General features: G+C 71.8%; 23 protein-coding genes. 12 read left to right on the top strand and 11 right to left on the bottom strand.

Translation table 11 applies throughout. From position 1 onward, the window contains the following. Nucleotides 1-6 precede the first annotated feature (6 nt). A complete protein-coding gene (locus EDF31_RS00840; protein WP_123294849.1) occupies nucleotides 7-783 on the top strand; it encodes an IclR family transcriptional regulator in 777 nt (258 codons plus the stop codon). 214 nt (nucleotides 784-997) lie between these two features. Here EDF31_RS00840 and EDF31_RS00845 read toward each other — a convergent pair whose 3' ends face one another. Both EDF31_RS00845 and EDF31_RS00850 read right to left on the bottom strand, forming a co-directional pair. Then, complete coding sequence (locus EDF31_RS00845; RefSeq protein ID WP_131844838.1) at nucleotides 998-1,648, bottom strand: GntR family transcriptional regulator; 651 nt, start codon at nucleotides 1,646-1,648, stop codon at nucleotides 998-1,000. A 12-nt stretch (nucleotides 1,649-1,660) separates the two neighbouring features. Then, complete coding sequence (locus tag EDF31_RS00850; protein ID WP_131844839.1) at nucleotides 1,661-3,790, bottom strand: efflux RND transporter permease subunit; 2,130 nt, start codon at nucleotides 3,788-3,790, stop codon at nucleotides 1,661-1,663. A 112-nt stretch (nucleotides 3,791-3,902) separates the two neighbouring features. Here EDF31_RS00850 and EDF31_RS00855 point away from each other — a divergent pair, with 112 nt between their 5' ends. Both EDF31_RS00855 and EDF31_RS00860 read left to right on the top strand, forming a co-directional pair. Further along, the gene (locus EDF31_RS00855; protein ID WP_131844840.1) at nucleotides 3,903-4,316 is read left to right on the top strand and encodes a MarR family transcriptional regulator; all 414 of its coding nucleotides are present in this window, start codon (nucleotides 3,903-3,905) and stop codon (nucleotides 4,314-4,316) included. A 78-nt stretch (nucleotides 4,317-4,394) separates the two neighbouring features. Continuing rightward, entirely contained in the window at nucleotides 4,395-5,435 is a 1,041-nt protein-coding gene (locus EDF31_RS00860) for an LCP family protein (protein ID WP_131844841.1), read from the top strand. An 87-nt stretch (nucleotides 5,436-5,522) separates the two neighbouring features. Here the strand turns inward: EDF31_RS00860 and EDF31_RS20450 are convergent, their stop codons facing one another. From EDF31_RS20450 to EDF31_RS00890, 6 genes are all read right to left on the bottom strand, one after another. Beyond that, nucleotides 5,523-6,215 carry a transglycosylase family protein gene (locus EDF31_RS20450; protein WP_131844842.1) on the bottom strand — a complete coding sequence of 231 codons (693 nt, stop codon included), beginning with the start codon at nucleotides 6,213-6,215 and terminating at the stop codon, nucleotides 5,523-5,525. Nucleotides 6,216-6,517: 302 nt separating this feature from the next. After that, nucleotides 6,518-7,669 carry a 23S rRNA (uracil(747)-C(5))-methyltransferase RlmC gene (rlmC, locus tag EDF31_RS00870; protein ID WP_131844843.1) on the bottom strand — a complete coding sequence of 384 codons (1,152 nt, stop codon included), beginning with the start codon at nucleotides 7,667-7,669 and terminating at the stop codon, nucleotides 6,518-6,520. Nucleotides 7,670-7,676: 7 nt separating this feature from the next. Beyond that, nucleotides 7,677-8,555: an SMP-30/gluconolactonase/LRE family protein gene (locus EDF31_RS00875; protein WP_243649785.1), complete on the bottom strand. Its 879-nt coding sequence runs from the start codon at nucleotides 8,553-8,555 to the stop codon at nucleotides 7,677-7,679. 37 nt (nucleotides 8,556-8,592) lie between these two features. Next, the gene (locus tag EDF31_RS00880) at nucleotides 8,593-9,213 is read right to left on the bottom strand and encodes a VTT domain-containing protein (protein WP_165901283.1); all 621 of its coding nucleotides are present in this window, start codon (nucleotides 9,211-9,213) and stop codon (nucleotides 8,593-8,595) included. Nucleotides 9,214-9,279: 66 nt separating this feature from the next. Next, nucleotides 9,280-9,939, bottom strand: coding sequence for an FCD domain-containing protein (locus EDF31_RS00885; RefSeq protein WP_131844846.1), 660 nt, complete (start codon nucleotides 9,937-9,939; stop codon nucleotides 9,280-9,282). After that, entirely contained in the window at nucleotides 9,936-10,658 is a 723-nt protein-coding gene (locus tag EDF31_RS00890) for an SDR family NAD(P)-dependent oxidoreductase (protein ID WP_131844847.1), read from the bottom strand. Before EDF31_RS00890 ends, EDF31_RS00885 begins: the two co-directional genes overlap by 4 nt. 45 nt (nucleotides 10,659-10,703) lie before the next feature. On the opposite strand from EDF31_RS00890, the gene EDF31_RS00895 reads away from it, so the two are divergent. Continuing rightward, the gene (locus EDF31_RS00895; RefSeq protein ID WP_131844848.1) at nucleotides 10,704-11,453 is read left to right on the top strand and encodes an SDR family NAD(P)-dependent oxidoreductase; all 750 of its coding nucleotides are present in this window, start codon (nucleotides 10,704-10,706) and stop codon (nucleotides 11,451-11,453) included. A gap of 4 nt (nucleotides 11,454-11,457) precedes the next feature. Here EDF31_RS00895 and EDF31_RS00900 read toward each other — a convergent pair whose 3' ends face one another. Then, nucleotides 11,458-11,865, bottom strand: coding sequence for a MarR family transcriptional regulator (locus EDF31_RS00900; protein ID WP_111085883.1), 408 nt, complete (start codon nucleotides 11,863-11,865; stop codon nucleotides 11,458-11,460). Between the two features lie 81 nt (nucleotides 11,866-11,946). On the opposite strand from EDF31_RS00900, the gene EDF31_RS00905 reads away from it, so the two are divergent. The 7 genes from EDF31_RS00905 to EDF31_RS00935 all read left to right on the top strand — a co-directional run bounded on the left by EDF31_RS00905 (nucleotide 11,947) and on the right by EDF31_RS00935 (nucleotide 19,325). Next, on the top strand, nucleotides 11,947-12,891 hold the full coding sequence (locus tag EDF31_RS00905) for a zinc-binding alcohol dehydrogenase family protein (RefSeq protein WP_131844849.1): 945 nt from the start codon (nucleotides 11,947-11,949) through the stop codon (nucleotides 12,889-12,891). A 109-nt stretch (nucleotides 12,892-13,000) separates the two neighbouring features. Next, nucleotides 13,001-15,913 carry a Na+/H+ antiporter subunit A gene (locus EDF31_RS00910; RefSeq protein ID WP_131844850.1) on the top strand — a complete coding sequence of 971 codons (2,913 nt, stop codon included), beginning with the start codon at nucleotides 13,001-13,003 and terminating at the stop codon, nucleotides 15,911-15,913. After that, entirely contained in the window at nucleotides 15,910-16,362 is a 453-nt protein-coding gene (locus tag EDF31_RS00915; RefSeq protein WP_243648937.1) for a Na(+)/H(+) antiporter subunit C, read from the top strand. The genes EDF31_RS00910 and EDF31_RS00915 overlap by 4 nt, the downstream gene beginning before the upstream one ends. Continuing rightward, nucleotides 16,359-18,050 carry a Na+/H+ antiporter subunit D gene (locus EDF31_RS00920; RefSeq protein ID WP_131844851.1) on the top strand — a complete coding sequence of 564 codons (1,692 nt, stop codon included), beginning with the start codon at nucleotides 16,359-16,361 and terminating at the stop codon, nucleotides 18,048-18,050. Before EDF31_RS00915 ends, EDF31_RS00920 begins: the two co-directional genes overlap by 4 nt. Then, nucleotides 18,047-18,631, top strand: coding sequence for a Na+/H+ antiporter subunit E (locus tag EDF31_RS00925; protein WP_131844852.1), 585 nt, complete (start codon nucleotides 18,047-18,049; stop codon nucleotides 18,629-18,631). Before EDF31_RS00920 ends, EDF31_RS00925 begins: the two co-directional genes overlap by 4 nt. Beyond that, entirely contained in the window at nucleotides 18,628-18,972 is a 345-nt protein-coding gene (locus tag EDF31_RS00930; RefSeq protein ID WP_131844853.1) for a sodium:proton antiporter, read from the top strand. Before EDF31_RS00925 ends, EDF31_RS00930 begins: the two co-directional genes overlap by 4 nt. A 5-nt stretch (nucleotides 18,973-18,977) precedes the next feature. After that, the gene (locus EDF31_RS00935; protein WP_243648940.1) at nucleotides 18,978-19,325 is read left to right on the top strand and encodes a monovalent cation/H(+) antiporter subunit G; all 348 of its coding nucleotides are present in this window, start codon (nucleotides 18,978-18,980) and stop codon (nucleotides 19,323-19,325) included. 3 nt (nucleotides 19,326-19,328) lie between these two features. On the opposite strand, the gene EDF31_RS00940 is transcribed toward EDF31_RS00935, so the two are convergent. Next, entirely contained in the window at nucleotides 19,329-20,594 is a 1,266-nt protein-coding gene (locus tag EDF31_RS00940; RefSeq protein ID WP_131844854.1) for an MFS transporter, read from the bottom strand. A 206-nt stretch (nucleotides 20,595-20,800) separates the two neighbouring features. Between EDF31_RS00940 and EDF31_RS00945 the strand changes: the two genes are divergently transcribed. Further along, nucleotides 20,801-21,847, top strand: a complete 1,047-nt coding sequence (locus tag EDF31_RS00945; RefSeq protein WP_123294602.1) for an aldo/keto reductase — start codon at nucleotides 20,801-20,803, stop codon at nucleotides 21,845-21,847. A gap of 8 nt (nucleotides 21,848-21,855) precedes the next feature. On the opposite strand, the gene mgrA is transcribed toward EDF31_RS00945, so the two are convergent. Then, complete coding sequence (gene mgrA, locus EDF31_RS00950; RefSeq protein WP_131844855.1) at nucleotides 21,856-22,899, bottom strand: L-glyceraldehyde 3-phosphate reductase; 1,044 nt, start codon at nucleotides 22,897-22,899, stop codon at nucleotides 21,856-21,858. Nucleotides 22,900-22,964: the final 65 nt, after the last annotated feature.

Genomic DNA, 22,964 nt, shown 5'->3' on the forward strand with positions numbered 1-22,964 from the left:
GAGGGGATGGCGACCACCCCTCCGAACCAGAGCATCGAGCGAGCCGCAGCGGTCCTCGGTGCGCTCGGCGCGTCCGACGGCGCGGTGCGCGCCTCCGACATCGCGCGGGCGATCGGGCTGGGGACCTCGACCACCGGGCGGCTCCTGGCGACGCTCGAGTCGCTCGAGTACGTCCGACGCGACCCGGAGACCCAGGCGTACTCGGTCGGTCGGGCCGTGCTCGAGCTCGCCAGCCAGGGGCTCAACCACAACCCGGTGCACCGCGAGAGCCGCTCGGCGGCGCAGGAACTCGCGCACCGCGTCGGGCTGACCGCCAACGTCGGCGTGCAGGACGCCGCGTCGTGCATCTACCTCTGCCACTTCGAGGGGTCGCTCGCGCCGAAGTCGCACACGATGATCGGGATGCGGCAGCCGATGCACGCGTCCGCACTCGGCAAGGCGCTGATGCTCGACCTGTCTCCGGACGAACGGCGCTCGCTGCTCGGGGACGACCTGGCCCGGTACACCGACCACACGATCACGACGCACGACGCCCTGACGGCCGATCTCGCCGCCTCGGCGAAGCGCGGCTGGTGCGAGGAGAACCAGGAGCTGGCGCTCGGCCGGTTCTGCATCGCGGCACCGATCCGCAACGCCTCGGGGCGGATCGCGGCGGCGCTGTCGATCTCGGGGCGCCTGACGCAGCTGCGCGACCGTGACCTGGACTCCCTCGCCGAGGACCTCATCGAGGTCGCCGACCGCATCAGCGTCGGCCTCGGGATGATCAGCGCCGTCGCGCACTGACGCGCTGGTCGCGGCGCGCCGCTCGCTGCCCGCCGCCCGCCGCCCGCCGCCCGCCGCCCGCCGAGATTCCCGCGAAAGCGACAGTCTGCCGCGGAATGTTCGCGGACATCTGTCGCTTTCGCGCTCGAGACGCGCGCGACGGCGGACGGGAGGCCCGTGGCGGGATCGCCACGGGCCTCCTGTCCGTCTCCTGGTCGCGCTGGGCGACGGGGCGCTACGCGCGCGACGGCAGCAGGTGGATGGCCTCCATCGCGAGCTCTGCCGCGATCGGGTCCTTCGCCAGGACGGCAGCCTTGAGCTTGTCGAGCTCGGGCAGGATCACCGCGGCCGGGATCAGCTCAGCGAGCTCCGGGACCCGGAGCTTGAAGGACAGCCCGTCGGTGGTCGACCGGCAGAGCTGCACGAGCGACGGGTTGCCGCAGGCGTCCGCCCACTGCGAGTAGATGTCGGCGCCGTTGCGGGCGACCTGGTCCTGCTCGTCGGCGCCGACCCGCGCGATGACGTCGTCGAGCATCTTCACGATCTTCTTGCGCTGCGGCTCGGTGAAGTTGGGCACCGCGAGGCGCACGACGCCCCCGTAGATGACGCCGAGCGTGCGGTAGGCGTCGAGGAGCTCGTCCTTCGTCGGGGCCGCCACGCGGGTGTAGCGGTTCGGTGCCATCTCGATCAGGCCGGCGCGGGCGAGTTCCGCCAGTGCCTCGCGGATCGGGGTGCGGGAGACCCCGAGCCACGAGATCAGATCGTCGTCGTTGAGCCGTTCGCCGGGCTCCAGCGTGCCGTCCATGATCGCGTCGCGGATCTTGTCCTGCACGGTGTCACGGAGGAGCTTGCGCTCGGCGGCGGGCTGCGTCGAAGGAACTGGCATGCACCCAGCGTGTCACATGTGATGGTTCGCGCGCGAGAGGCGCGACGGCCACCACGCCCGCCGACCGAGGTCGTACGCGATCGCCGGCACGAGCAGCGAACGGACGACGATCGTGTCGAGCAGGACGCCGAACGCCACGACGAACGCGATCTGCACGAGGAACAGGATCGGGATGACGCCGAGGGCCGCGAACGTCGCCGCGAGCACCACGCCCGCCGAGGTGATCACCCCGCCGGTGACCCCGAGTCCGCGCAGGACCCCCTCGTGCGGGCCGTGCTGCAGTGCCTCTTCCCGCACCCGCGTCATGAGGAAGATGTTGTAGTCCACCCCGAGCGCGACGAGGAACACGAACGAGTAGAGCGGCACGCTCGGGTCCGCACCGGGGAAGTGGAACACGTGGTCGAACACGAGCGCCCCGACGCCGAGGGCCGCGGCGAACGACACGATCACGCTGCCGATGAGCACGAGCGGGGCGACGATGCTGCGGAGCAGGAGCATCAGGATGAGCAGGATCACGACCAGCACCACGGGGATGATCAGCGTGCGGTCACGGATCCCGGTGTCGTTCGTGTCGACGGCGGTCGCGGTGACGCCACCGACGACCGCGTCGGGATCGACCCGTTCGACGGCGGTGCGGAGGTCACGGACCGTCTGCTCGGCCGCGTCGGAGTCGGCCGGGTCGGACAACGTGGCCTCGAGCAGCACGTCCCCGCGCGAGACGGTGGGCTCGGCGGCGGCGGCGCCGCCGGCGGAACTCGTGTCGCTCGTCACGGGCACGGTGCCGGACGGGGCGTCCTTCGCGGCGGCGACGACCCCGTCGACGCCGTCGACCGCCGTGACGGCGTCGACGAGGGCGGCGAGGTCACGCTCCGACCCGATGACCTGCGCCGGGCTGCCGGAGCCGCCCGTGAAGTGGTCGGCAAGGACGTCCTGCCCGTCACGTGCCTGCGAGGCACCGATGACGAGGTCGCTCTGCGGGACCCCGTCGGCCTTGAGCCCGACCAGGCCCGTGCCCATCGCGACCAGGCCCACCGTGCAGACGATCCACACGATCCGGGAGCGCTTGGCGACGAGCCGACCGACCCGGGCCCAGACGCCGCGGGCCTCCGGACCGGTGAGCACCGGGTGGGCGCTGCCGTAGGCGGGACGCAGCGGCCAGAACGCCGCTCGACGGAACGCGAGCAGCAGTGCGGGCAGGAGCGACAGGGCGGCGAGCAGGCTGAACGCGATGCCGATCGCCGCGACCGGACCGAGCGCCTTGTTCGAGTTGAGGTCGGAGAGCAGCAGGCAGAGCACGCCCACGATGACGGTGCCGCCGGAGGCCAGGATCGGTTCGAGGCTCCCCCGCAGGGCCGCCTTCGTCGCACCCCAGCCGGTGCGGTGGTCGCGCAGCGCCTCGCGGAAGCGCGCCGTGTAGAGCAGGGCGTAGTCCGTCGCCGCACCGATCACCAGGATCGACAGGATCCCCTGCACCTGGCCGTTCACGGTGACGATCCCGGCCTTCGCGAGCCACCACACCACCAGGATCGAGGCGCACAGGGCGAACGTCGCGGTGCCGAGCACGAGGATCGGCAGCAGCGGTGACCGGTAGACGATGATCAGGATCACGAAGACCGCGGCGAGCGCCACCCCGAGCAGCAGGCCGTCGATGCCGGCGAACGCCTCGGTCAGGTCGGCGGTGAACCCGGCCGGTCCGGTGACGTACCCGCTGACTCCGCGGGGCAGGGCGTCGTCGACGTCGGCGCGGATCGCCTCGACCGCGTCACCGGTGTCGGCTGCCGTGGTGAGGGTCGCGACGATCTCCACCGCGTCGCCGTCCTCGCTCGGGATCACCGGGCTGACGGCTTCGACGTCGTCGCGGTCACCGAGCTGCGTCGCGAGGTCCTTCGCCGCGGTCAGGTCGGACGACGCCATGCCGCCGTCGCGCTCGAGCACGATGATCGCGGGTGCGCCCGACTCCTGCCGGAAATCCGACGACCGCTCCTGCACCTTCGTGGCGTCGGCTGACGCCGGCAGGAACGAGGTCTGGTCGTTCGTCGACACCTCGGAGATCTTGCCGAAGTACGGACCGCCGACGGAGGCGATCGCGAGCCAGACCACGATGACGAGCGCGGGGAGGACGATGCGGAGGAAGCGGGACACGACGGTGAGCGTACACCGGTCATCAGCATGCTGATTACTAGACGGCTGCGACGCCGGTTGCGACGCCGACTGCGACGCCGACCGCGACAGCTGGCGACCGTAGACTGCGCCCATGGACGACACGACCGAGCAGTGGCCCCTCGGCCGGCTGTTGTCGGCCGCGGCACGCTCGGTCGAGCGGGACTGGGATGAACGCCTCCGCGCCATCGGGCTGCCGCACGCAGCCCTCATCGCGGTCGACATCCTGATCCGCACGGGCCCCACCGGTGCCGACACGATCGCCCGCACGGCACGGGTGCAACCGCAGACGATGTCACGGACCCTCGAGCGCATGGAGCGGGACGGCCTGGTCGAGCGCACCCCGCACCCCGACGACCGACGCCGGCGCCTCGTGACCGTGACCGATCACGGACGCCGAGCGTGGGAGACCGCTCGACACATCGAGCGCGAGGTCCTGCCGGACGACCCGGCACTGCGGACGGCACTCACGGAACTGCTCGGGAAGTCACGGCAACCGAACAACTGACACGCTGTACCTGAAATACCAGATGCGGTACGATGGGTCGGTCGGTGGCACGCCGACGCGAACCCGTTGGAGTCCCGCATGTCCGAACGACGGGCGGCCCGCCTGGCCGCCGACACCGCCACCCGAAGCGGACGCCACCCGCGGCGCCGACGCCCGCTCCTCGTCGCACTGCTCGCGACGGTCGGCTCGCTGGTCGGCATCGCCACCGTGATCGCCGTCGTCGCGAGCATCTTCGTCGGCGGCCTGGCGCGCAGCTTCGACGCCCGCCACGACACGATCGCGAACCCGTTCCCGAGCGGGACCCGACCCGCTGCGTCCGGCGGCGAGAACATCCTGCTCATCGGGTCCGACTCACGAGCTGCACGCGGACCGGACGGCAAGCCATCCGAGGCCGGTGGCCGTTCGGACACCCTGATGCTCGCGCACGTCCCGGCCGACCGGCAGGCCGTGTACCTGATGTCGATCATGCGTGACTCGTGGGTCGACGTGCCGGGTCACGGGAGCGCCAAGATCAACGCCGCGTACGCGTGGGGCGGCGTCCCGCTCACCGTGCAGACCGTCGAGCAGCTGCTCGACGTCCGCATCGACCACGTCGCCGAGATCGACTTCACCGGGTTCAAGGACATGACCGACGCCCTCGGCGGTGTCACGGTCGACTCCGGGCAGGCGTTCGCCGCAGGCAAGCACGAGTTCGTCGCCGGCGCGAACCGGCTCGACGGTGACGCCGCACTCGCCTTCGTGCGCGAGCGGTACTCGTTCGCCGATGCCGACCACACCCGCGTGCTGAACCAGCAGGCGTTCATGCGCGGGGTCGTCGGCGGGCTGCTCTCCCGCGGCACGCTCACCGACCCCGGGCGCATCCAGGACTTCGTCACCGCGACGAGCGAGCACCTCGCAGTGGATGCCGGACTGACCTTCCCGACCCTGATCGGCCTCGGGTGGTCGCTGCGCGACGTCCGGACCGACGACCTCGAGACGTTCACGGTGCCGACTGCGGGCTCCGGAACCTCGCCGGACGGGCAGTCCTACGTCACGCTCAACGACCTGGCGGTCGGCTCGCTGTCACAGGCGCTGCGGTCCGACGACGTCGCCGGTTGGCTGGCCGACAACCGGCAGTAGCGCCCGCAGGCTCCCACCACCGGTCACGCACGACGACGCCCCGCGACCGAGGTCGCGGGGCGTCGTCGTGTTCGTCCGGCGGAACGATCAGGCGGGGAGCTGCAGCTCCTGGCCCGAGTAGATGAGGTTCGCGTCGTCGATGGTCGACGTGTTCGCGGCCCACAGCTTGTTCCAGCCACCGTCGATCTTGAGCTTGGTGGCGATGGTGTCGAGCGTGTCGCCCGAGGCGATCGTGTACGTCTTGCCGCTCGTCTTCACGGCGGCGGGCTTGCTCGGCGTGGTGGCTGCCGGGGCGGCCTCCTGCGCGGGTGCCGGAGCCGGGGTGCTCGGTGCGGCCTGCTCCGGGGCAGCGGGAGCCGGTGCGGCCTGCTGCGTCGGGGCCGGAGCAGCGGGGGCTGCCGGAGCCGGAGCAGCGGCGGCCGGTGCGGCACCGCTCGTGCCGCTCAGTCCGAGCTGGGCCGAGCAGGCCGGCCAGGCGCCCCAGCCCTGCGTGGCGAGGACACGCTCGGCGACGGCGATCTGGGCCTCGCGGCTCGCGCCGGCGGGGCTGCCGACGCCACCGTTCGCCTGCCAGGTGCCGAGGTTGAACTGCAGGCCGCCGTAGTAGCCGTTGCCGGTGTTGATGGCCCAGTTGCCGCCGGACTCGCACTGCGCGAGGGCGTCCCAGGTCGAGCCGGACGCAGCGTTCGCGGGGGTTGCCGCGAGGCCGACACCGGTCGCGGCGATGCCGGCGAACGCGAGGCCGCCGACGATGGTGCGGGTACGGGAAAGCTTCTTCATGTGATTGCTCCACCGGGGTCACGAGCCGCTTCGAACGCGGAATCCACTGCCCACCCCGACCGATCGCGGTCAGTTGTGGGGTGCGCCACCGGGGGCAGTGGTCATCGGGCCGGCGGCACCTCGGTCGGCAACCATAGGAAACTCTTCACCGTTATCAAACCGAGACAAACGGTTCTACCCGTTGGTGCTATGTACCCCGCACTCGAACCTGTACGCCTCGATGCCCATGGCCATGGTCATCGACCCGTACCCGGGTACGTCACCTTGGCAATTCCCTGGCAATGCCGGCCAGGAGGCCCGGATCACGCCCGCGACAGCAGCGTGACGGCCTCGAGATGGCCGGTCTGGGGGAACATGTCGAGCACACGAGCGCGGCGCAGCCGGAACGAGGGCATGCGCGCGAGGTCCTTCGCCAGGGTCACCGGGTTGCAGCTCGAGTAGACGACGTGCTGCACGTCGGACTCTTCGAGCCAGGTCGACAGCGCCTCGCCGATCCCGCGTCGTGGCGGGTTCACCAGGACGAGCTCGGGCACCGCGTCGGGTCGGGCGCGGAGTGCGTGCTCGGTGGCGTCGTCGGCGGCGAACCGGAGCCCCTCGAGCCCGGCCTCGCGCGCGGACTGCTTCGCCGAACGGATCGCCTCGGCACTCGTCTCGATGCCGGTCACCGCTCGTCCCGGTCGCGCAGCGTGCAGGGCGAACCCGCCCACGCCGCAGTACAGGTCCCACATCGACGCCGGGTCGAGCTCGTCGATCCACGCCGAGGCCTGCGCGTACAGCTCGGTGGCGACGGCGGTGTTGGTCTGGAAGAAGCTCTGCGGCCGCAGGTGCATCGTGATCCCGCCGAGGCGCATCGGCAGCGTCTCCTGCTCGGTGAGGATGATCTCCCGGTCGCCCTCGGTCACGGCCTTGTGCTCGGGAAGCAGGTTCGCCGTGACGACCACCACGTTCGGCAGGGCGTCACGCAGCACATCGAGGTACTGCCGGATCCGAGCCACCTGCCCCTCGGACCGCAGGACGAACCGCACCATCAGTTCGCCGTCGGGCGACTCGGTGACCAGGACGTACTTCAGCTCGCCGCGTCGGGCAGCGACGTCGTACGGGATCAACCCCGCGGTCTGGACGAAGTCGGCGAGCAGGGGCAGCGCGTGTCGGATGCCGGGCGTGCAGATGCCGCAGTGCCGCAGGTCGACGCCGCGCTGCCGGTGGTCGAGGATGCCGACGGTCGGGTGCTCGGTCGAGCCGCCGACCACCATCTTCGCCTTGTTCCGGTACCCGGACTCGGGGCTGGTGATCGCCGGTGACCACGTGACGGCTCCGGGGCCACCAGCCGCCTCGACGGCGTCGTGCAGGAGTTCGCGGGTGCGGAGCTCCTTGTCGAGGACCTGGTCGGCGTAGGGCTGCCCCATGAGCGTGCACGACCGGCACACCCCGCGGTCGAAGTAGTCGCACTGCATGGCCGAGTCAGGATACGGCAGCGTCCCGCGTCGTCGTGGCGATCCGGTAGACCGACGTCGTCGCCGTCAGGAACAGCGTCGTGCCGTCGTCGCCGCCGAAGCACAGGTTCGACGTCACCTCGGGGACGGCCACCTCGCCGATCCGCTCGCCGGAGGGGTCGAACACCACGACGCCGCGGTGCGACGACGACCACACGTTGCCGTGCTCGTCGACCCGAATGCCGTCCGGTGCGCCCTCGCCCGGCTCGAGTCGCGCGAACACCCGGCCGTTCTTGAGCAGGTCGCCGCCGTCACCGACGCGGTCGTAGGCGCGGATGACCGGTTCGTCCCCCGACGAGCTCGCGATGTAGAGGACCCGCTCGGACGGGTCGAAGGCGAGTCCGTTCGGCTCGTCGACGTCGGTCGCGACGGGGCGCAGGTCCTCACCGGACGGTCCGCACCGGAACGTCCAGTGGTCGCCGTACTCGCGCACGCCGGGGTGACCCTCGCGCGGCTGGGTGATGCCGTAGGCCGGGTCGGTGAACCACACACTGCCGTCCCGGGCGACGACGACGTCGTTCGGCGAGTTGAACCGCACGCCGGCCCAGGCGTCGACGATCGGCGTGACGACGCTGTCGCGGTCGCGCTCCACCCGCCGGAGTCCGTGCGAGCACTGGACGACGCTGCCGTCGCGGTCAATCGTCCGGCCGTTGGTGAACTCGACGCCCGCGGCGTACGTGGAGGTATCGCCGGAGTCGGCGTGCCACTGCAGGATCCGGTCGCCGGGGATGTCCGACCAGCGCAGGGTGCGGGACGACGGGATCCAGCAGGGCCCCTCGGCCCAGGTGCTGCCGGTGGCGATGCGCTCGAGCGCGTCAGGGTCCGGCACGAGGTCGTCGAGCAGCACGGGTTCTCCTTCGAACGGTGTCCCCACCCTACGTTCGTCAGGCCGCAGCCGCCGCCTCGCTGCGTCGTCGCACGGCCTTCTCGATCGCCGAGATCGCGAGGCCGAGCAGGATCGACGCCACGACCGCGAGGGTCGTGACGAGGAAGGGCTGCTCGCGGCTCCAGCGCCCGGTGGCCGCCGCGATGCCGACGCAGTACGCGGCCCACACGACGTCGGCGAGCACGCAGCTGACCAGGAACCGCCGAACGTCGAGCCCGCTGTCCGCGCCGACCAGGTTCGTCGTCAGCCGGCCCATCGGGATGAAGCGTCCGAGGACCGCGATGCGCCCGGGAGCGGCACGGTAGCGGCCGTCGATGGCGTCCCGGGCCTTACGGACCTTCGGACGCGCGAACCACGACCTCGAGCCGAGGTCGACCGAGCGCGCCAGGTGGTACAACCCGAGGTCGCCGAGGACCATGCCGATCGAGGCCGCGACGACGAGGACGAGGACCGGCAGGAGGCCGCCGTCACCGCCCACCAGGAGCGTGCCGACCGCGACGACGAGCGCCTGGCTGGGGAGGAAGACCGCGACACTGCCGACGGCGAGCACGAGGCCGACCACGACGAACGTCCACGGGGTGCCGAGGAGCTGGACGACCAGGTCCTGTGCTGCGTCCACGCTCACCCTCCACGGGCGCCGGAGGAGCGCACCGGACTCCATCTTCCCAGGTCGGCGGGGCACCGCTCACGTGCGCTCGACGATCGCCCGCATCGCCGCGGCCGCGTCGTCCGGGTGGCCGTCGACGACGGCAGCGGCGAGCGCGAGGTGGAGGCCGACGTCGTGCCGGTCCGGGCGGATGCTCCCGCGTTCGCGCAACACCTGGCCCACGACGCGGTGCAGGCGTCGGTACAGCGTGTTGTCGGACAGGTCGAGCACGAGCGCGTGGAGCCGCACGTCCGCGGCCACGAAGTCGAGGCGGTCGTCGCGGGCCGCTGCGGCCGCGAGCTCGTCCGCGGTGGTGCGAAGCGCCTCCCGTCGGTCCGCGCACTCGTCGAGGGGCGCCCGCCGGGCTGCTGCGGCGGCTGCGGCGGGTTCGACCGCCGCGCGGAGTTCGCGGAGCTCGACCGCCACGCGGTCACCGTCCGGGCCCCGGAGGCGCCACCGCACGACCCGCGGATCCAGGACGTCCCACTCCAGCACGCCGAGGACGGTCACGCCGACCCGGCGCCGCGCGGTGACCAGGCCGAGGGCGACGAGGACGCGGACGGCCTCGCGGACGATGCTGCGACTGGCCCCGGTCGACGCCACCAGGTCGTCGATGCTCCGGCGGCTACCCACGGCGATGGCGCCGGCGACGACGGCGGCACCGATCTGGTCGAGGACGCGGTCGAACGTGCTGGTCACCGCTGGGACACCGGGCTGACCACGAGTTCGTCGACGCGCATGTACGACGGCGCCTCGAGCACGAACGACACCGCGCGGGCGATGTCCTCCGGCTGCAGCATCACCGATCGTGCGGCGGCGTCGGGCACCGACGGCCGCTGGTCGAGGAAGTCGGTCGCGACGTCACCGGGGCACAGGTGCGTCGCCCGGACCCCGTGGTCTGCCTCCTGCTGGTTGAGGCTCCGGACGACCGAACCGAGCGCGGTCTTCGAGGCGGAGTACGCGACGCCGGCGCCGGGCTGGAAGGACCACCCGGCGTAGGACGACACCACGACGACCACGCCGCCGGACTCGCGGAGCGCAGGCAGTGCGGCGTCGACGACCGCGACCACCGCGGTGAGGTTCGTGTCGACGATCGCGCGGAAGTCCGGCAACGACTGGTCGTCCCACCGGCGCCGCGGCGCGTTCAGCCCGGCGGCGAGCACGACCGCGTCGAGTCGTCCGAACCGCTCGAGCACGGTGTCCCGCGCAGACGCGACGGCAGCGGGATCGGCAGCGTCGAGGGGCAGGACCGCCGCCGTGCCGCCGGAGGCCGTGATCGTCGCCGCGACCTGCTCGAGCCGGTCCACGCGCCGCCCGCTCAGGACCACCGTCCACCCGTCGCGCGCAGCGGCCTCGGCACTCGCGGCCCCCATGCCGCTGCCGCCGCCGGTGACCCAGAGCACCCGTTGCTTCGCCATGCTGCAATAGTATGCCTATTGCAGCAACCGACGACAGGAGCAACGATGCACCTCGACCTGACCGACCGCGTGGTGGTCGTGACCGGCGCAGCACGCGGGATCGGACGCACGCTCGCCGATCGCTTCGTCGCCGAGGGGTGCCGCGTCGTCGCCCTCGACCTGGCCTTCGAACCCGACTTCCCGCTCGACCACGTCGTGTGCAACGTCGCCGACCCGGATTCGGTCCGGGCCGCCGTCGACGAGGTCGTCACCCGGCACGGCACGATCGACGTGCTCGTGAACAACGCCGGCATCAACGTCGAGGGCACCGTCGCCGAACTGCAGTGGGACGCCTGGCGCCGGTGCATGGACGTCAACCTCGGCGGCACCTTCCTGATGAGCCAGGCCGTCGCGCCGGTGATGCAGGCCGCGGGGCGGGGGCGGATCATCAACGCCGCCTCGTTCGCCGCGATCGTCCCGAGTGTCGGCAGCGCTGCCTACGCGGCGTCCAAGGCCGCGGTCGTCTCGTTCACCCGGGTGCTGGCGTCGGAGCTCGGCCCGTGGGGCATCACCGTCAACGCGTACGCGCCGGGCATGGTCCCGACGGCGATGAACGGGTTCGCGACCATGCCGGCCGAGGCCCAGGACCGCCTGCTCGACACCCTGTCGCTGCGCCGGTGGGAGACCGCGGACGACGTCGCCGACCTGCTCGTCTTCATGGCGAGCGACGCCTCGGGCTACGTCACCGGCACCCTGCTCGACGTCTCCGGCGGCAAGCTCGCGACACAGATCCCGGCACGCGCGCACGGCCGCTGAGGGTTCAGCGCAGCATCCGCTCCAGGAGTGCGCGCAGCTGCCGCCGGTCCCGCTCCGGCAACCGGGCGGTGAGCGGCAGCAGTGCATCGCGGATCGCGCCCTCGAGCGAGCGCGCCACCTCGAGACCGGCGTCGGTGATCACGACGTCCACCGCGCGGGCGTCGTCCGCGTTCGGCTGCCGTGCGAGCAGTCCCTTCTTCTCCGCGCGCGCCACCAACCCGGTCATCGTCGACTTCTCGAGCCCCAGGTACTGCGCCAGGTCACCGATCCGCAGACGACGGTCACGCAGGATCGCGAGGACCCGCAGCTGCGTCAGCGACAGCCCGGCATCGGCCGCGAGCCCGGTCAGCGGCCCCATCGTCCGGAACGCGGCCTCGCCCAGGGCATCGACGAGCTGCTCGTCCTCGGTCATCTCCTGCACCACTCCAGCCTAGTTGACGAGCTTCGTGATGCGAACTACTTTGTTCGTAACACGAAGCAAATGGAGGACACCATGCACGCAGCAGTCGTCACCGAGTTCGGCCACGCCCCGACCTGGCAGGAGTTCGACGAACCGACTCCCGGACCCGGCGAGGTCGTCGTCGACGTCGTCGCGGCCGGTCTCCACCCGCGGGTCCGCTCGCAGGCCGACGGTTCGCACTACACCAGCGAGGGCGCGCTCCCCCTGGTCCCCGGCGTCGACGGCGTCGCCCGGTTCCCCGACGGCACGCTCCGCTACGTCGCCGTCGCGAGCGACACCCGCGGCACCATGGCCGAGCGCGTCGCGGTCGACCCGCGGGCGAGCGTCGTCCTGCCCGACGGTGCCGACCCGGTCACCGTGGCCGCCGGCGTGAACCCGGTGCTGTCGTCGTGGGTGGCCCTGCGCCGGCGGATCGACTTCGCCCCGGGCAGCCGCGTCCTCGTGCTCGGCGCTACCGGGGCCTCGGGCACCGCGGCGGTGCAGGTGGCGAAGCACCTCGGTGCCGCACACGTCGTCGCGAGCGGGCGCAACCCGGAGCGGTTGGCGGCGCTCACCGCCCTCGGCGCCGACGTCGTGCTGCCGTTGGCCGACGTCGACGCCCTCGGCGCAGCGGCAGCCGACGTCGACGTGGTCATCGACTACGTCTGGGGCCAGCCCGCGGCCGACGTGATGCGCGCCGTCGTCACCGCCCGCACCGAACCGGGTCGCCGACTCGACTGGATCGCGATCGGTTCCACCGCGGGCCACGAGGCGACGATCCCGTCCGCGGCACTGCGCGCCTCGGGCCTGACGATCGTCGGCAGCGGGCAGGGGTCGGTCGGGCGTGCCGGTTTCGTCGCCGAGCTCTCGGGCATCGTCAGTGCGATCGCGGACGGCACCGTCCGGGTGGACGCGACGGCCGTGCGGTTGGCGGACGTCGAGGCGACGTGGGCCGGACAGCCCGCCGGGAGCACGGGCAGAGTGGTGTTCACAGTGTGAACCGAGCGCGAGCAGGCTGTCCGGTCGCACAGGTTCTCCACATCCCACTCTTCGTAGGCTGTGAGGGCCCAGTGAGCCGGACTGCAGCCCGACCCCGAGGAGGTGCCCGATGGTCCTCGTCCTCGTCGCGTTCGCGATCGTCGCCCTGATCGTCCCCGCCCTGACCCCCGTCCTCGGCCGCCGCGTGTTCACCGTGGCCGCCCTCGCGCCCGCAGCCGCCGCCGTGCTGACGGTGCTGCAGACGGACGCGGCCCTGCACGGCAGCGTCGTCGAACGGCACCGGTGGGTCCCGCAGCTCGACCTCGAGATCACGCTGCGGATGGACGCCCTGTCGTGGGTGCTCGCGCTCGTGGTGTCGATCGTCGGGGCCCTCGTGCTCGTCTACTGCGCCTCGTACTTCGGGCACGACGAACCGGGGATCGGCCGGTTCGCGGGCGTGCTGACCGCCTTCGCCGGGTCGATGTTCGGGCTCGTCCTCGCCGACGACGTCATCGTGCTCTTCGTCCTGTGGGAAGCCACCACGGTCTTCTCCTACCTGCTCATCGGACACGACGCCGACAAGCGTGCGAGCCGTGCGGCCGCGATGCAGGCCCTCGTCGTCACCACCGCCGGCGGTCTGGCGATGCTCGCCGGTCTGGTCATGCTGTCGGTCACGGCGGGCACGACCTCGCTCTCCGGCATCATCGCCGCCCCGCCGACCGGACCGATCGTCACCGTCTCGGTGGTCCTCGTCCTGCTCGGCGCGCTGACGAAGTCGGCGATCGTGCCGTTCCACTTCTGGTTGCCCGCGGCCATGGCAGCTCCGACCCCGGTCAGCGCGTACCTGCACGCCGCAGCGATGGTGAAGGCCGGCATCTACCTCGTGGCCCGGCTCGCTCCGGCGTTCGCACTGCTCGACGGCTGGCGCGAGACGATCACCGTGCTCGGTGTCCTCGGCATGCTCATCGGTGGCTACCGAGCGCTCCGCCAGACCGACCTCAAGCTCCTGCTCGCCTACGGCACCGTCGCGCAGCTCGGGTTCCTCGTGCTCGCCGCCGGGTGGGGCGCGCCCGCGGTGGCGCTCGGCGGGGTCGCCCTGCTCGTGGCGCACGCCGCGTTCAAGTCCACACTCTTCCTCGTCGTCGGGGCGATCGACCACACCACCGGCACCCGCGACCTCGGGCGCCTGAGCGGCCTGGGCCGGAAGGCGCCGTGGCTGGCCGTCGTGGCCGCCCTCGCGCTCGTGTCCATGGCCGGCATCCCGCCGACGATCGGCTTCGTCGCCAAGGAAGCCGTGCTGACCGGGTTCACCGAGTCGCTGCACGGCCCCGACGCCGGTTGGGCCTGGTTCGCCCTCGTCGGTGTGACGCTCGGCTCGGTGCTCACCGTGGCGTACTCGCTCCGCTTCTTCTGGGGAGCGTTCGCCCGCAAGCCCGACGTCGCCCAGACGGAACCGCACGCCCTGCACGGCCTGGGTGTGGTGCCGTCGATCCTGGCGCTGACCGGTCTCGCCCTCGGCCTGCTGACCCCGGTCGTCGCGCACGGCATCGAGCCCGCCGCGACGGCGGCCTCGCTCCCCGGCGAGGAAGTCCCCCACCTCGCGCTCTGGCACGGCCTCGAACCGGCGCTCGGCATCTCGGCCGTCACCCTGGTCGGCGGTCTCGCACTGTTCGCCCTCCGACGTCCGGTCGAGGCGCTGCAGCACCAGCTCGCCGGGTTCCCGAGTGCCTCGGGCACCTACCGGCACCTCATGCGCGGCCTCGACCGGTTCGCGACGGGCCTGACCGCCGGTGTGCAGCGGGGGTCGCTCCCCTACTACCTGACGGTGATCCTGTCGGTGTTCGTGGCGGGTGCGCTCGCGAACCTCGTGCTCGGCGGGCCGTGGGAGTTCCACGTCCGGTTCTCCGACTCGTGGGGGCAGATCCCGGTCGTCATCGTGATGTCCGTCGGCGCCATCGCCGTCCTCACCGCGAAGACCCGGTTCGCCGCCGCCGTCCTGGTGGGCGTGACCGGCTACGGCATGTCCGTCCTGTTCGTCCTGCACGGCGCGGTCGACCTCGCGCTCACGCAGCTCGTGGTCGAGACCGTCACCCTCATCGCGTTCGTCCTGGTGCTCCGGCGGCTCCCCCCGCGCATCGCGACGACGAACCCGAGCCGGTTCCGCATCGTTCGTGCGCTCTTCGCGGGGCTCGCCGGCCTCACGCTGGCGATCGTTGTCATCGTCGCCGCCTCGGCGCGCACCGCCGACCCGATCTGGCCGGACCTGCCGGCGCTCACGAGCTCGTTCGGGCACGGCCTCAACGTCGTGAACGTCGCCCTCGTCGACCTGCGCGGCTGGGACACCCTCGGTGAGCTCACCGTCGTCGTCGCCGCGGCAACGGGCGTCGCGAGCCTCATCTTCGTGAACTCCCGCGAGGACACGCTGCCCCGGCTCCGTGACCTGCCGGAGAAGCTGACGGCCGACGGTCAGCGCACCGACGGCGAGCCGCGCGCCTGGCTGCCGACGAGCGCCGCCATCCCGACCGGCCGCTCGGCACTCCTCGACGTCGTGGTCCGACTGCTGTTCCACGGGCTCATCGTCCTGTCGGTCTACCTGCTGTTCGCCGGGCACAACGCGGCCGGCGGCGGCTTCGCCGGTGGCCTCGTCGCCGGCATCGCGCTGGCGGCCCGCTACCTGGCGGGCGGCCCGGCCGAACTCGGCGCCGCCGCCCCGGTCCGTGCCGGTCGACTGCTCGGACTCGGTGTCGCGACGGCAGCGATCACCGCGATCGTGCCGCTGTTCTTCGGCCGCGAAGCGCTGTACTCCGAGTTCTTCGAGGCGACCGTCCCGATCCTCGGCCACGTCGAGTTCGTCACCGCGACGTTCTTCGACATCGGCGTGTACCTGGTCGTCGTCGGCCTGGTGCTCGACGTGCTCCGCAGCCTCGGCGCCGAGGTGGACCGGCAGCGCCTCGAGGATGCCGGGGCGCCCACCCGCGACACCACCGAGGGGTCCGTCCGCGACACCCTCGAGGCCCCCACCCCGGAAGGGAGCGCCACATGACCGTCACCCTCGTCCTCGTGATCGCGATGGCCGTGCTGTTCTCCTGCGGCGTCTACCTGCTGCTCGAACGGTCCCTGACCCGGATGCTGCTCGGCTTCCTGCTGCTCGGCAACGCCCTGAACCTGCTCCTGCTGGTGATGTCCGGTGCCGCCGGTAACCCGCCGATCGGCAAGTCCGCCGAGGGCATCACCGACCCGCTCCCCCAGGCCTTCGCCCTGACCGCGATCGTCATCACCTTCGCCGTCAGCGCGTTCCTGCTCGCCCTCATCCACCGCTCGTGGCAGCTGTCCCGTGCCGACGAGGTCGAGGTCGACGAAGCGGACGTCGCCATCGGCCGCACGCGCGACGACCCCGACGACGACCCGGAAGCCGACTTCGACCCGAAGTCCCCCGAGGACGCCGACGATCCGCACGAACACCAACCGCACCAGGACGGAGTGAACCGATGACCTGGCTCGTCCCGCTCCTCGTCCTCGTCCCGCTGCTCGGCGCAGCCGTCGCACTCGGCCTCCTGCGGCACCAGAAGCTCCAGCGAGCGATCACCGTCGTGGTGCTCGTCGTCGCACTCGCCGTCGCCGCGACCCTCATGGTGCTCGTCGACCACCACGGCACCATCGTCGTGCAGGTCGGCGGGTGGGACGCCCCGTACGGCATCTCGCTGGTGGTCGACCGCCTGAGCGCCCTGCTCCTCACGGTGAGCGCCAGCGTGCTGCTCATCGTCCTGCTGTTCTCGATCGGCCAGGGGCTCGCAGCCGACGACGGTGAAGCCCCGGTCACGATCTTCTACCCGACCTACCTCGTGCTGGCCGCGGGCGTGCTCGACTCGTTCATCGCCGGCGACCTGTTCAACCTGTACGTGGCGTTCGAGATGCTGCTCGTGGCGAGCTACGTGCTCATCACCCTGGGCGGCAGCGAGCAGCGGGTCCGGGCCGGCACCACGTACATCGTCACGAGCCTGATCGCGTCGGCGATCTTCCTCGCCGCGATCGGCCTGGTGTACGGCGCGACCGGCACGGTCAACATCGCCCAGATCAGCGAGCGCGTCGCCGATCTGCCCGAGCACGTGCAGCTGCTCCTGCACACGATGCTGCTCATCGGCTTCGGCATCAAGGCGGCGGTCTTCCCGCTGGCGTTCTGGCTGCCGGACTCGTACCCGACCGCCCCTGCCCCGGTCACGGCCGTCTTCGCCGGCCTGCTGACGAAGGTCGGCATCTACGCGATCATCCGCCTCGAGACGGTGATCTTCCCCGGGCCGCAGTTGAACAACGTGCTGCTCGTGGTGGCGGTGTTGACGATGGTCGTCGGGGTGCTCGGCGCGGTGTCGCAGACCGACGTCAAGCGCCTGCTGTCCTTCACGCTCATCAGCCACATCGGCTTCATGGTGATGGGTGTCGGGCTCGGGACGGTCGCGGGGACGGCGGCCGCGGTGTTCTACACGGTGCACCACATCGTCGTGCAGACCACGTTGTTCCTGGTGTCCGGCCTGATGGAACGCGTCGGTGGGACCACGTCGACCCGGTCGCTCGGCGGGTTGTTGAAGGCCGCGCCGCTGCTGGCCGCGCTGTACCTGATCCCGGCGTTCAACCTGGGCGGCATCCCCCCGTTCTCCGGCTTCATCGGCAAGCTCGGGCTGTTCCGCGCCGCCGCCGAGGACGGCTCCCCGCTGGCGTACGTCACGATCGCCGCCGGCGTGGTCACGTCGCTCCTCACGCTGTACGCGCTGATGCGCGTGTGGGACGCCGCCTTCTGGCGGCCGAAGCCCGCGGCCGAGGCCGCGGCGCCGCACGCGACGACCGCCGAACCGCACGCAGCCCTGCGGTCGCCGGAACCCGCCCCCTTGACCGTCTCCGAGGAGACGGGTGAGGCCTTCCACCCAGGAGGCTCGGTGACGGTCACCGACGCACCCCACGCGAGCAGTGCCTCCCGTCCGGCCACCGGGTCGACCGAGACGGTCGGCGAAGCGCCGACCAAGGTCCGGCTGCCGCGCATGCTCGTCGGTGTGACGACGGTCGCGGTCCTCGGATCCGTCGCCCTCACCGTGGTCGCCGGCCCGCTCTACGGGTACGCGAGCCGCGCAGCGGAGTCGCTCGAGTCGCCGGACCGGTACGTGCAGGCCGTCCTCGGGGGTGACCGGTGAACACCGACACCCGACACGTCGCGAACGCCCGCCGCATCGCGGTGGCGTGGCGGTACGACGTCCCGCTCGTCGCCGGACTGACCGTCCTGTGGGCCCTGCTCTGGGGCTCGTGGACACCACTGACCCTGCTCTGCGGCATCGTGGTGGCGCTCCTGGTCACCCAGGCGCTGCCGCTCCCGCCGGTCCCGCTGTCGGCCCGGTTCTCGATCGTGCACGCCGTCCGGTTCCTCGTGGTGTGGTCCGGACTCGTCATCACGGCGTCGTTCCGGGTCGCCTGGGTCGCGTTCCGCCCGCGAGGTGTCCGCCGGAGCTCCATCACGCTCGTGCAGCTGCACTCCACCGCCGAGATGACCTTCACGCTGGCGACCCTCGCGATCTCGCTGGTGCCCGGCTCGTACGTCGCCGACGTCGACCTCCGCCGTCGGCGCCTGCTGCTGCACGTGCTCGACACCGAGCGGGTCGAACAGGTCGAGGCCGCCCGTCGCGAGGCCCTCAGCATCGAGGCCATGGTCATCCGTGCCCTCGGTTCGAAGCAGGACGTCTCCGAACTGTCCGAACCGCTGCCGGAGGTCACCCGATGAGCGCCGCCGTCGTCGTCATGGGGATCGGCATCGCCCTGGTCCTGGCCCTGCTCGGCGCCACCCTCGCGCTCGCGGTGTTCCGGATCGTGCGCGGCCCGACGATCCTCGACCGGATGATCGGATCGGACATGGTCCTGACGACCGTGCTCGTGGTGATCGCGGCGTCGATGGTGGTCCGGCGCGACCTGACCGGGATCCCCGTGCTCGTGGTGATCGCGGCGACGAGCGTGTTCGCCACCGTCGCCGTGGCCCGAGCGGTCACGCCGTCGTCGGACCCGTCGGACGAAGGCCTGAGCGTCACCACCCCCGAGCACGCCGCCGAAGAAGAGGAGCAGTCGTGACCGAGATGATCCAGGCGTTCCTCGACGGCGCCGGCGTGCGGGCGTGGATCGCGCTCGCCCTCCTGCTCATCGGTTCGCTGCTGTCCCTCGGCGCCGGCGTCGGCATCGTGCGCTTCCCGGACCCGCTCGTCCGCCTGCACGCCATGGCGAAGCCGCAGGTGCTCGGGCTGGCGTTCGGGCTGGCCGCGATCGTCGTCGCGGTGGGGACCTGGACGGCGTTCTGGGTCGTCCTGCCCATCATGGTGTTCCAGCTGTTCCTGGTGCCCGTCTCGACGCACATGATCGCCCGCGCCGGGCTGCGTGCCGACGACTACCGGCACGAGGACCTGTTGGTCGACGACACCGAGTCCTGATCGTCAGGCGGCGGTGCGGCGCCGCAGCAGCAGGTTGACGACGGCCGCGAGCACGACGACCGCTGCCGAGGCCGCGGGGAGCACCATCGCGACGGACGTGCCGTGCTGCTCCGCCAGGTCGCCGGTGATGGCGGAGGCGATCGACTGCCCGACGATCACGGCGGATCCGAGGATCGTCATCGTGGTCGCGGACCGGCCGACCGGTGAACGGTCCGACCCGAGGCTGTACTGGGCGACGAGGGTCGGGCCGATGCCGACGCCCATGATCGCCAGGACGATGCCGGCCGCCACGACGGAGTCGGCCTGCGAGAACGCGATCGCGCCGCCGAGCAGGACGACACCGAACACGAGCCAGCGCCAGCCGAGGCCGAACGACCGCGGGAACGCTGCGGACCCGAGGGCGAGTCCGGCCGAACCGATGCCCATCAGGCCGTAGAGCAGGCCGGCCTGGGACGCCTCGCCGTGGGTCTCCATGAACGCCGTCAGCGACGTCAGCGTCGAGCCGAAGAACAGGCCGATGCCGAGGATCCCGACGACCACGACGACGAGCCGCGGACGCAGGAGCTGGCGCGCCGGGGCCTGGGTCAGTTCCTCGTGCTGCCCGAGCACGAGCTTGCCGGTGGGGTGCAGCGCGAAGGCGGTCACGAACACGAAGGTCAGGGCCGAGGCGCCCGCCACGGCGACCCACGGTGCGATCGCGCTGGCGAGGATGCCGACGAGGAACGGGCCGATGATGAAGACGGTCTCGTCGGCGGCGGACTCGTACGCCATCGTGCCGCTGAGGGTCTTCTCGCGGCGGGCCGGTCGCATGCGCTGCGCGATGATGGCGACGAGCCGGGTCCGGGACATCGGCGCGACCTGCGGCGCGGACGCCCCGATGCAGAACGCCATCGCGAGCACGGCGAGGTCCGGCGCGCTGCCGCTGACGACGAAGGGGAACGCGCCGAGCAGCGCCGCGTTGACGAGGCCGACGGGGACGAGCACGGCACGCTGGCCGAACCGGTCCGCGGCGGCGCCGACCATCGGTCCGAACACCGCGGCACCGATGCCGACCGAGGCGGAGTTGACGCCACCGAGGGCGACGGAGTCACGCGCGGCCACGACGAGGGTGAGGACCCCGACGACCATCATGGCGAACGGCAGGCGGGCGATGAACGCCACCGGGAAGTACCAGCGTCCGGCGAGGGAGACGAGCGAGGCGTCTCCGGCGGTCGCGGTGTCCGTGCGCTCCGGGGCGGGCGCGGACGGGGTGGGACTGGTGTGGAGCATGGGGGTGTGCCTTCTCGGCCCGGCCCGGTTCGGTGGGGGCGGACCCATCGGGTGCCGCCGTTGTCCGCCGGGGAGCCGGCGGCCGGTAGATACACACTGCGTGTTTCAGAACTGCGCCCATCGTACCAACCGTTCCGGTCAGGGCCAGGGGTAATGCTTCGTCACCGGACCGTCCTGCGGCCCGCACGGCCCATATCGTGGCGCGCATGGAACAGCGACGCATGGGGCGCACGGGGGCGCCCGTCAGCTCGCTGACGCTGGGGACGCGTGCCGTCGCCGGCGTCGCGGCCCACGACCCGTCGGCCGGTGTGACCCTCGTGCTCGAGGCGCTCACCCGCGGCGTGACGTCGGTCGACGTCTCGGACGCCGACGGCGCGGGCCTGGCCGAGACCGCGGTGGGCGCGGCGATCGCCGGACGGCGCGAGGACGTGTTCCTGTCGGTGCGGTTCGGCGCCCCGGTCGACCAGGACCCGGCGCACCGCGGCAACGGGAGGCGGTGGATGTTCCGTGCCGTGGAGCGGAGCCTGCAGCGACTCGGCACCGACGTCATCGACCTGTACCAGCCGGCGCTGCCGGACCCGGCGACGTCGCTCGACGAGACGCTCGACGCCCTCGCCGACCTGGTGGCACAGGGCAAGATCCGAGCCTTCGGCCTCCCCGGGTTCCCGGCCGAGGAGCTCGTCGAGGCGCAGTGGCTCCGGTCCGGGTCGAAGAGCGCCACCGCGACGCACGTGCCCTACTCGATCCTCACCCGCACGGCGGAGCGCACGGTGTTCCCGGTCGCCCGTCGTTTCGGTCTCGGGGTCCTGGCCGGAGCACCCCTCGCGGGCGGCTGGCTCGCGGGCACCTACCGCAACGGCACCGTCCAACCACGCTCACCGCACGTCGACGAGCACCCGGACGCGTACGACATCGGCGCCCCGCGGAACCGTCGGAAGCTCGAGGTCGCCGACCGGCTCGGACGCCTGGCCGACGACTCCGGCTTCACGGTGTCGGAGCTCGCGGTCGCCTTCGCCCTGACCCACCCGGACGTGTCCTCGGTGGTGATCGGGCCGCGCACCGTGTCGCACGTCGATGCCTACGTGCAGGCGTCCGAGATCGTCCTCGACGATGGGCTGCTCGACGCGATCGACGCGATCGTCGCGCCGGGCACCCACGTGCTCGAGCGGGACACCGGGTTCGCGCTGCCGGCGCTCAGCCGCGAGCGACTGCGCGGTCGCACCCCGGTGGGCGCGGGACCGAACCGCTCGTAGGTCCGCGGTCAGGAGACCTCGCCGGCACGCGCTCCCGCCCACAGGTCGACGTCGGTGATGCCGACCGAGTGCTCGTCGATGGTGCGGAGCTCCTCGTCGGTGAACGAGGTGTTCGCCAGCGCCGCGACGTTGTCCTCGAGCTGCGACACCTTCGACGCCCCGATCACGAGTGAGGTCACCCGCTCGTCACGGAGCGCCCAGGCCAGGGCGAGCTGCGCCAGGGACTGTCCACGAGCCGCGGCGACGTCGTTCAGTGCCCGGAGGTGCCCGACGACCTCCGGGGTGATGCTCGACGCGTCGAGCGACTTGCCGGCGGCGGCTCGGGAATCAGACGGCACCCCGTCCAGGTACTTGCCGGTGAGCAGGCCCTGCGCCAGCGCGGTGAACCCGATCACGCCGAAGCCCAGCTCGCCGGCGGCGTCGAGCAGCCCCTCGGTCTCGATCCAGCGGTTGAGCATCGAGTACGACGGCTGGTGGATGAGGAGCGGGGTACCGAGGTCGCGCAGGATCGCGGCGGCCTGGCGGCTGCGTTCCGCGTCGTACGACGAGATGCCGACGTAGAGCGCCTTGCCCTGCTGGACCGCCGTGTGCAGTGCGCCCATCGTCTCCTCGAGCGGGGTCGAGGCGTCGAGTCGGTGCGAGTAGAAGACGTCGACGTAGTCCAGGCCGGTCCGCTGCAGGGACTGGTCGAGCGAGGCGAGCACGTACTTCCGCGAACCGCCGCCCTGCCCGTACGGCCCCGGCCACATGTCCCACCCGGCCTTGGTCGACACGACCATCTCGTCGCGGTACGGCCGGAAGTCCTCACGCATCAGGCGCCCGAAGTTCACCTCGGCGGCTCCGTACGGCGGGCCGTAGTTGTTCGCGAGGTCGTGGTGCGTGATGCCGAGGTCGAAGGCTCGACGGCTGATCGCGCGCTGCGTCTCGAACGGCACGTCGTCACCGAAGTTGTGCCAGTACCCCAGGGAGAGCAGCGGCAGGTCGAACCCGGAGCGGCCGGTGCGGCGGTACGTCATCGAGTCGTAGCGGTCGTCGCTGGCGATGTAGGTCATGGCCCGAGCCTGCCACCAGCGCCATCGGACGAGCGCAACGAGCGCAACGAGCGCGATCGGACGAG

The organism is Curtobacterium sp. PhB142 (assembly GCF_004341255.1).
Lineage (GTDB): Bacteria > Actinomycetota > Actinomycetes > Actinomycetales > Microbacteriaceae > Curtobacterium.

Coding starts and splice junctions, on each gene's coding strand:
- EDF31_RS00840 (WP_123294849.1), top strand. CDS start 7: ATGGCGACCACCCCTCCGAACCAGAGCATCGAGCGAGCCGCAGCGGTC.
- EDF31_RS00845 (WP_131844838.1), bottom strand. CDS start 1,648: ATGCCAGTTCCTTCGACGCAGCCCGCCGCCGAGCGCAAGCTCCTCCGT.
- EDF31_RS00855 (WP_131844840.1), top strand. CDS start 3,903: ATGGACGACACGACCGAGCAGTGGCCCCTCGGCCGGCTGTTGTCGGCC.
- EDF31_RS00860 (WP_131844841.1), top strand. CDS start 4,395: ATGTCCGAACGACGGGCGGCCCGCCTGGCCGCCGACACCGCCACCCGA.
- EDF31_RS20450 (WP_131844842.1), bottom strand. CDS start 6,215: ATGAAGAAGCTTTCCCGTACCCGCACCATCGTCGGCGGCCTCGCGTTC.
- rlmC (WP_131844843.1), bottom strand. CDS start 7,669: ATGCAGTGCGACTACTTCGACCGCGGGGTGTGCCGGTCGTGCACGCTC.
- EDF31_RS00890 (WP_131844847.1), bottom strand. CDS start 10,658: ATGGCGAAGCAACGGGTGCTCTGGGTCACCGGCGGCGGCAGCGGCATG.
- EDF31_RS00895 (WP_131844848.1), top strand. CDS start 10,704: ATGCACCTCGACCTGACCGACCGCGTGGTGGTCGTGACCGGCGCAGCA.
- EDF31_RS00900 (WP_111085883.1), bottom strand. CDS start 11,865: ATGACCGAGGACGAGCAGCTCGTCGATGCCCTGGGCGAGGCCGCGTTC.
- EDF31_RS00905 (WP_131844849.1), top strand. CDS start 11,947: ATGCACGCAGCAGTCGTCACCGAGTTCGGCCACGCCCCGACCTGGCAG.
- EDF31_RS00910 (WP_131844850.1), top strand. CDS start 13,001: ATGGTCCTCGTCCTCGTCGCGTTCGCGATCGTCGCCCTGATCGTCCCC.
- EDF31_RS00915 (WP_243648937.1), top strand. CDS start 15,910: ATGACCGTCACCCTCGTCCTCGTGATCGCGATGGCCGTGCTGTTCTCC.
- EDF31_RS00920 (WP_131844851.1), top strand. CDS start 16,359: ATGACCTGGCTCGTCCCGCTCCTCGTCCTCGTCCCGCTGCTCGGCGCA.
- EDF31_RS00930 (WP_131844853.1), top strand. CDS start 18,628: ATGAGCGCCGCCGTCGTCGTCATGGGGATCGGCATCGCCCTGGTCCTG.
- EDF31_RS00935 (WP_243648940.1), top strand. CDS start 18,978: ATGATCCAGGCGTTCCTCGACGGCGCCGGCGTGCGGGCGTGGATCGCG.
- EDF31_RS00940 (WP_131844854.1), bottom strand. CDS start 20,594: ATGCTCCACACCAGTCCCACCCCGTCCGCGCCCGCCCCGGAGCGCACG.
- EDF31_RS00945 (WP_123294602.1), top strand. CDS start 20,801: ATGGAACAGCGACGCATGGGGCGCACGGGGGCGCCCGTCAGCTCGCTG.
- mgrA (WP_131844855.1), bottom strand. CDS start 22,899: ATGACCTACATCGCCAGCGACGACCGCTACGACTCGATGACGTACCGC.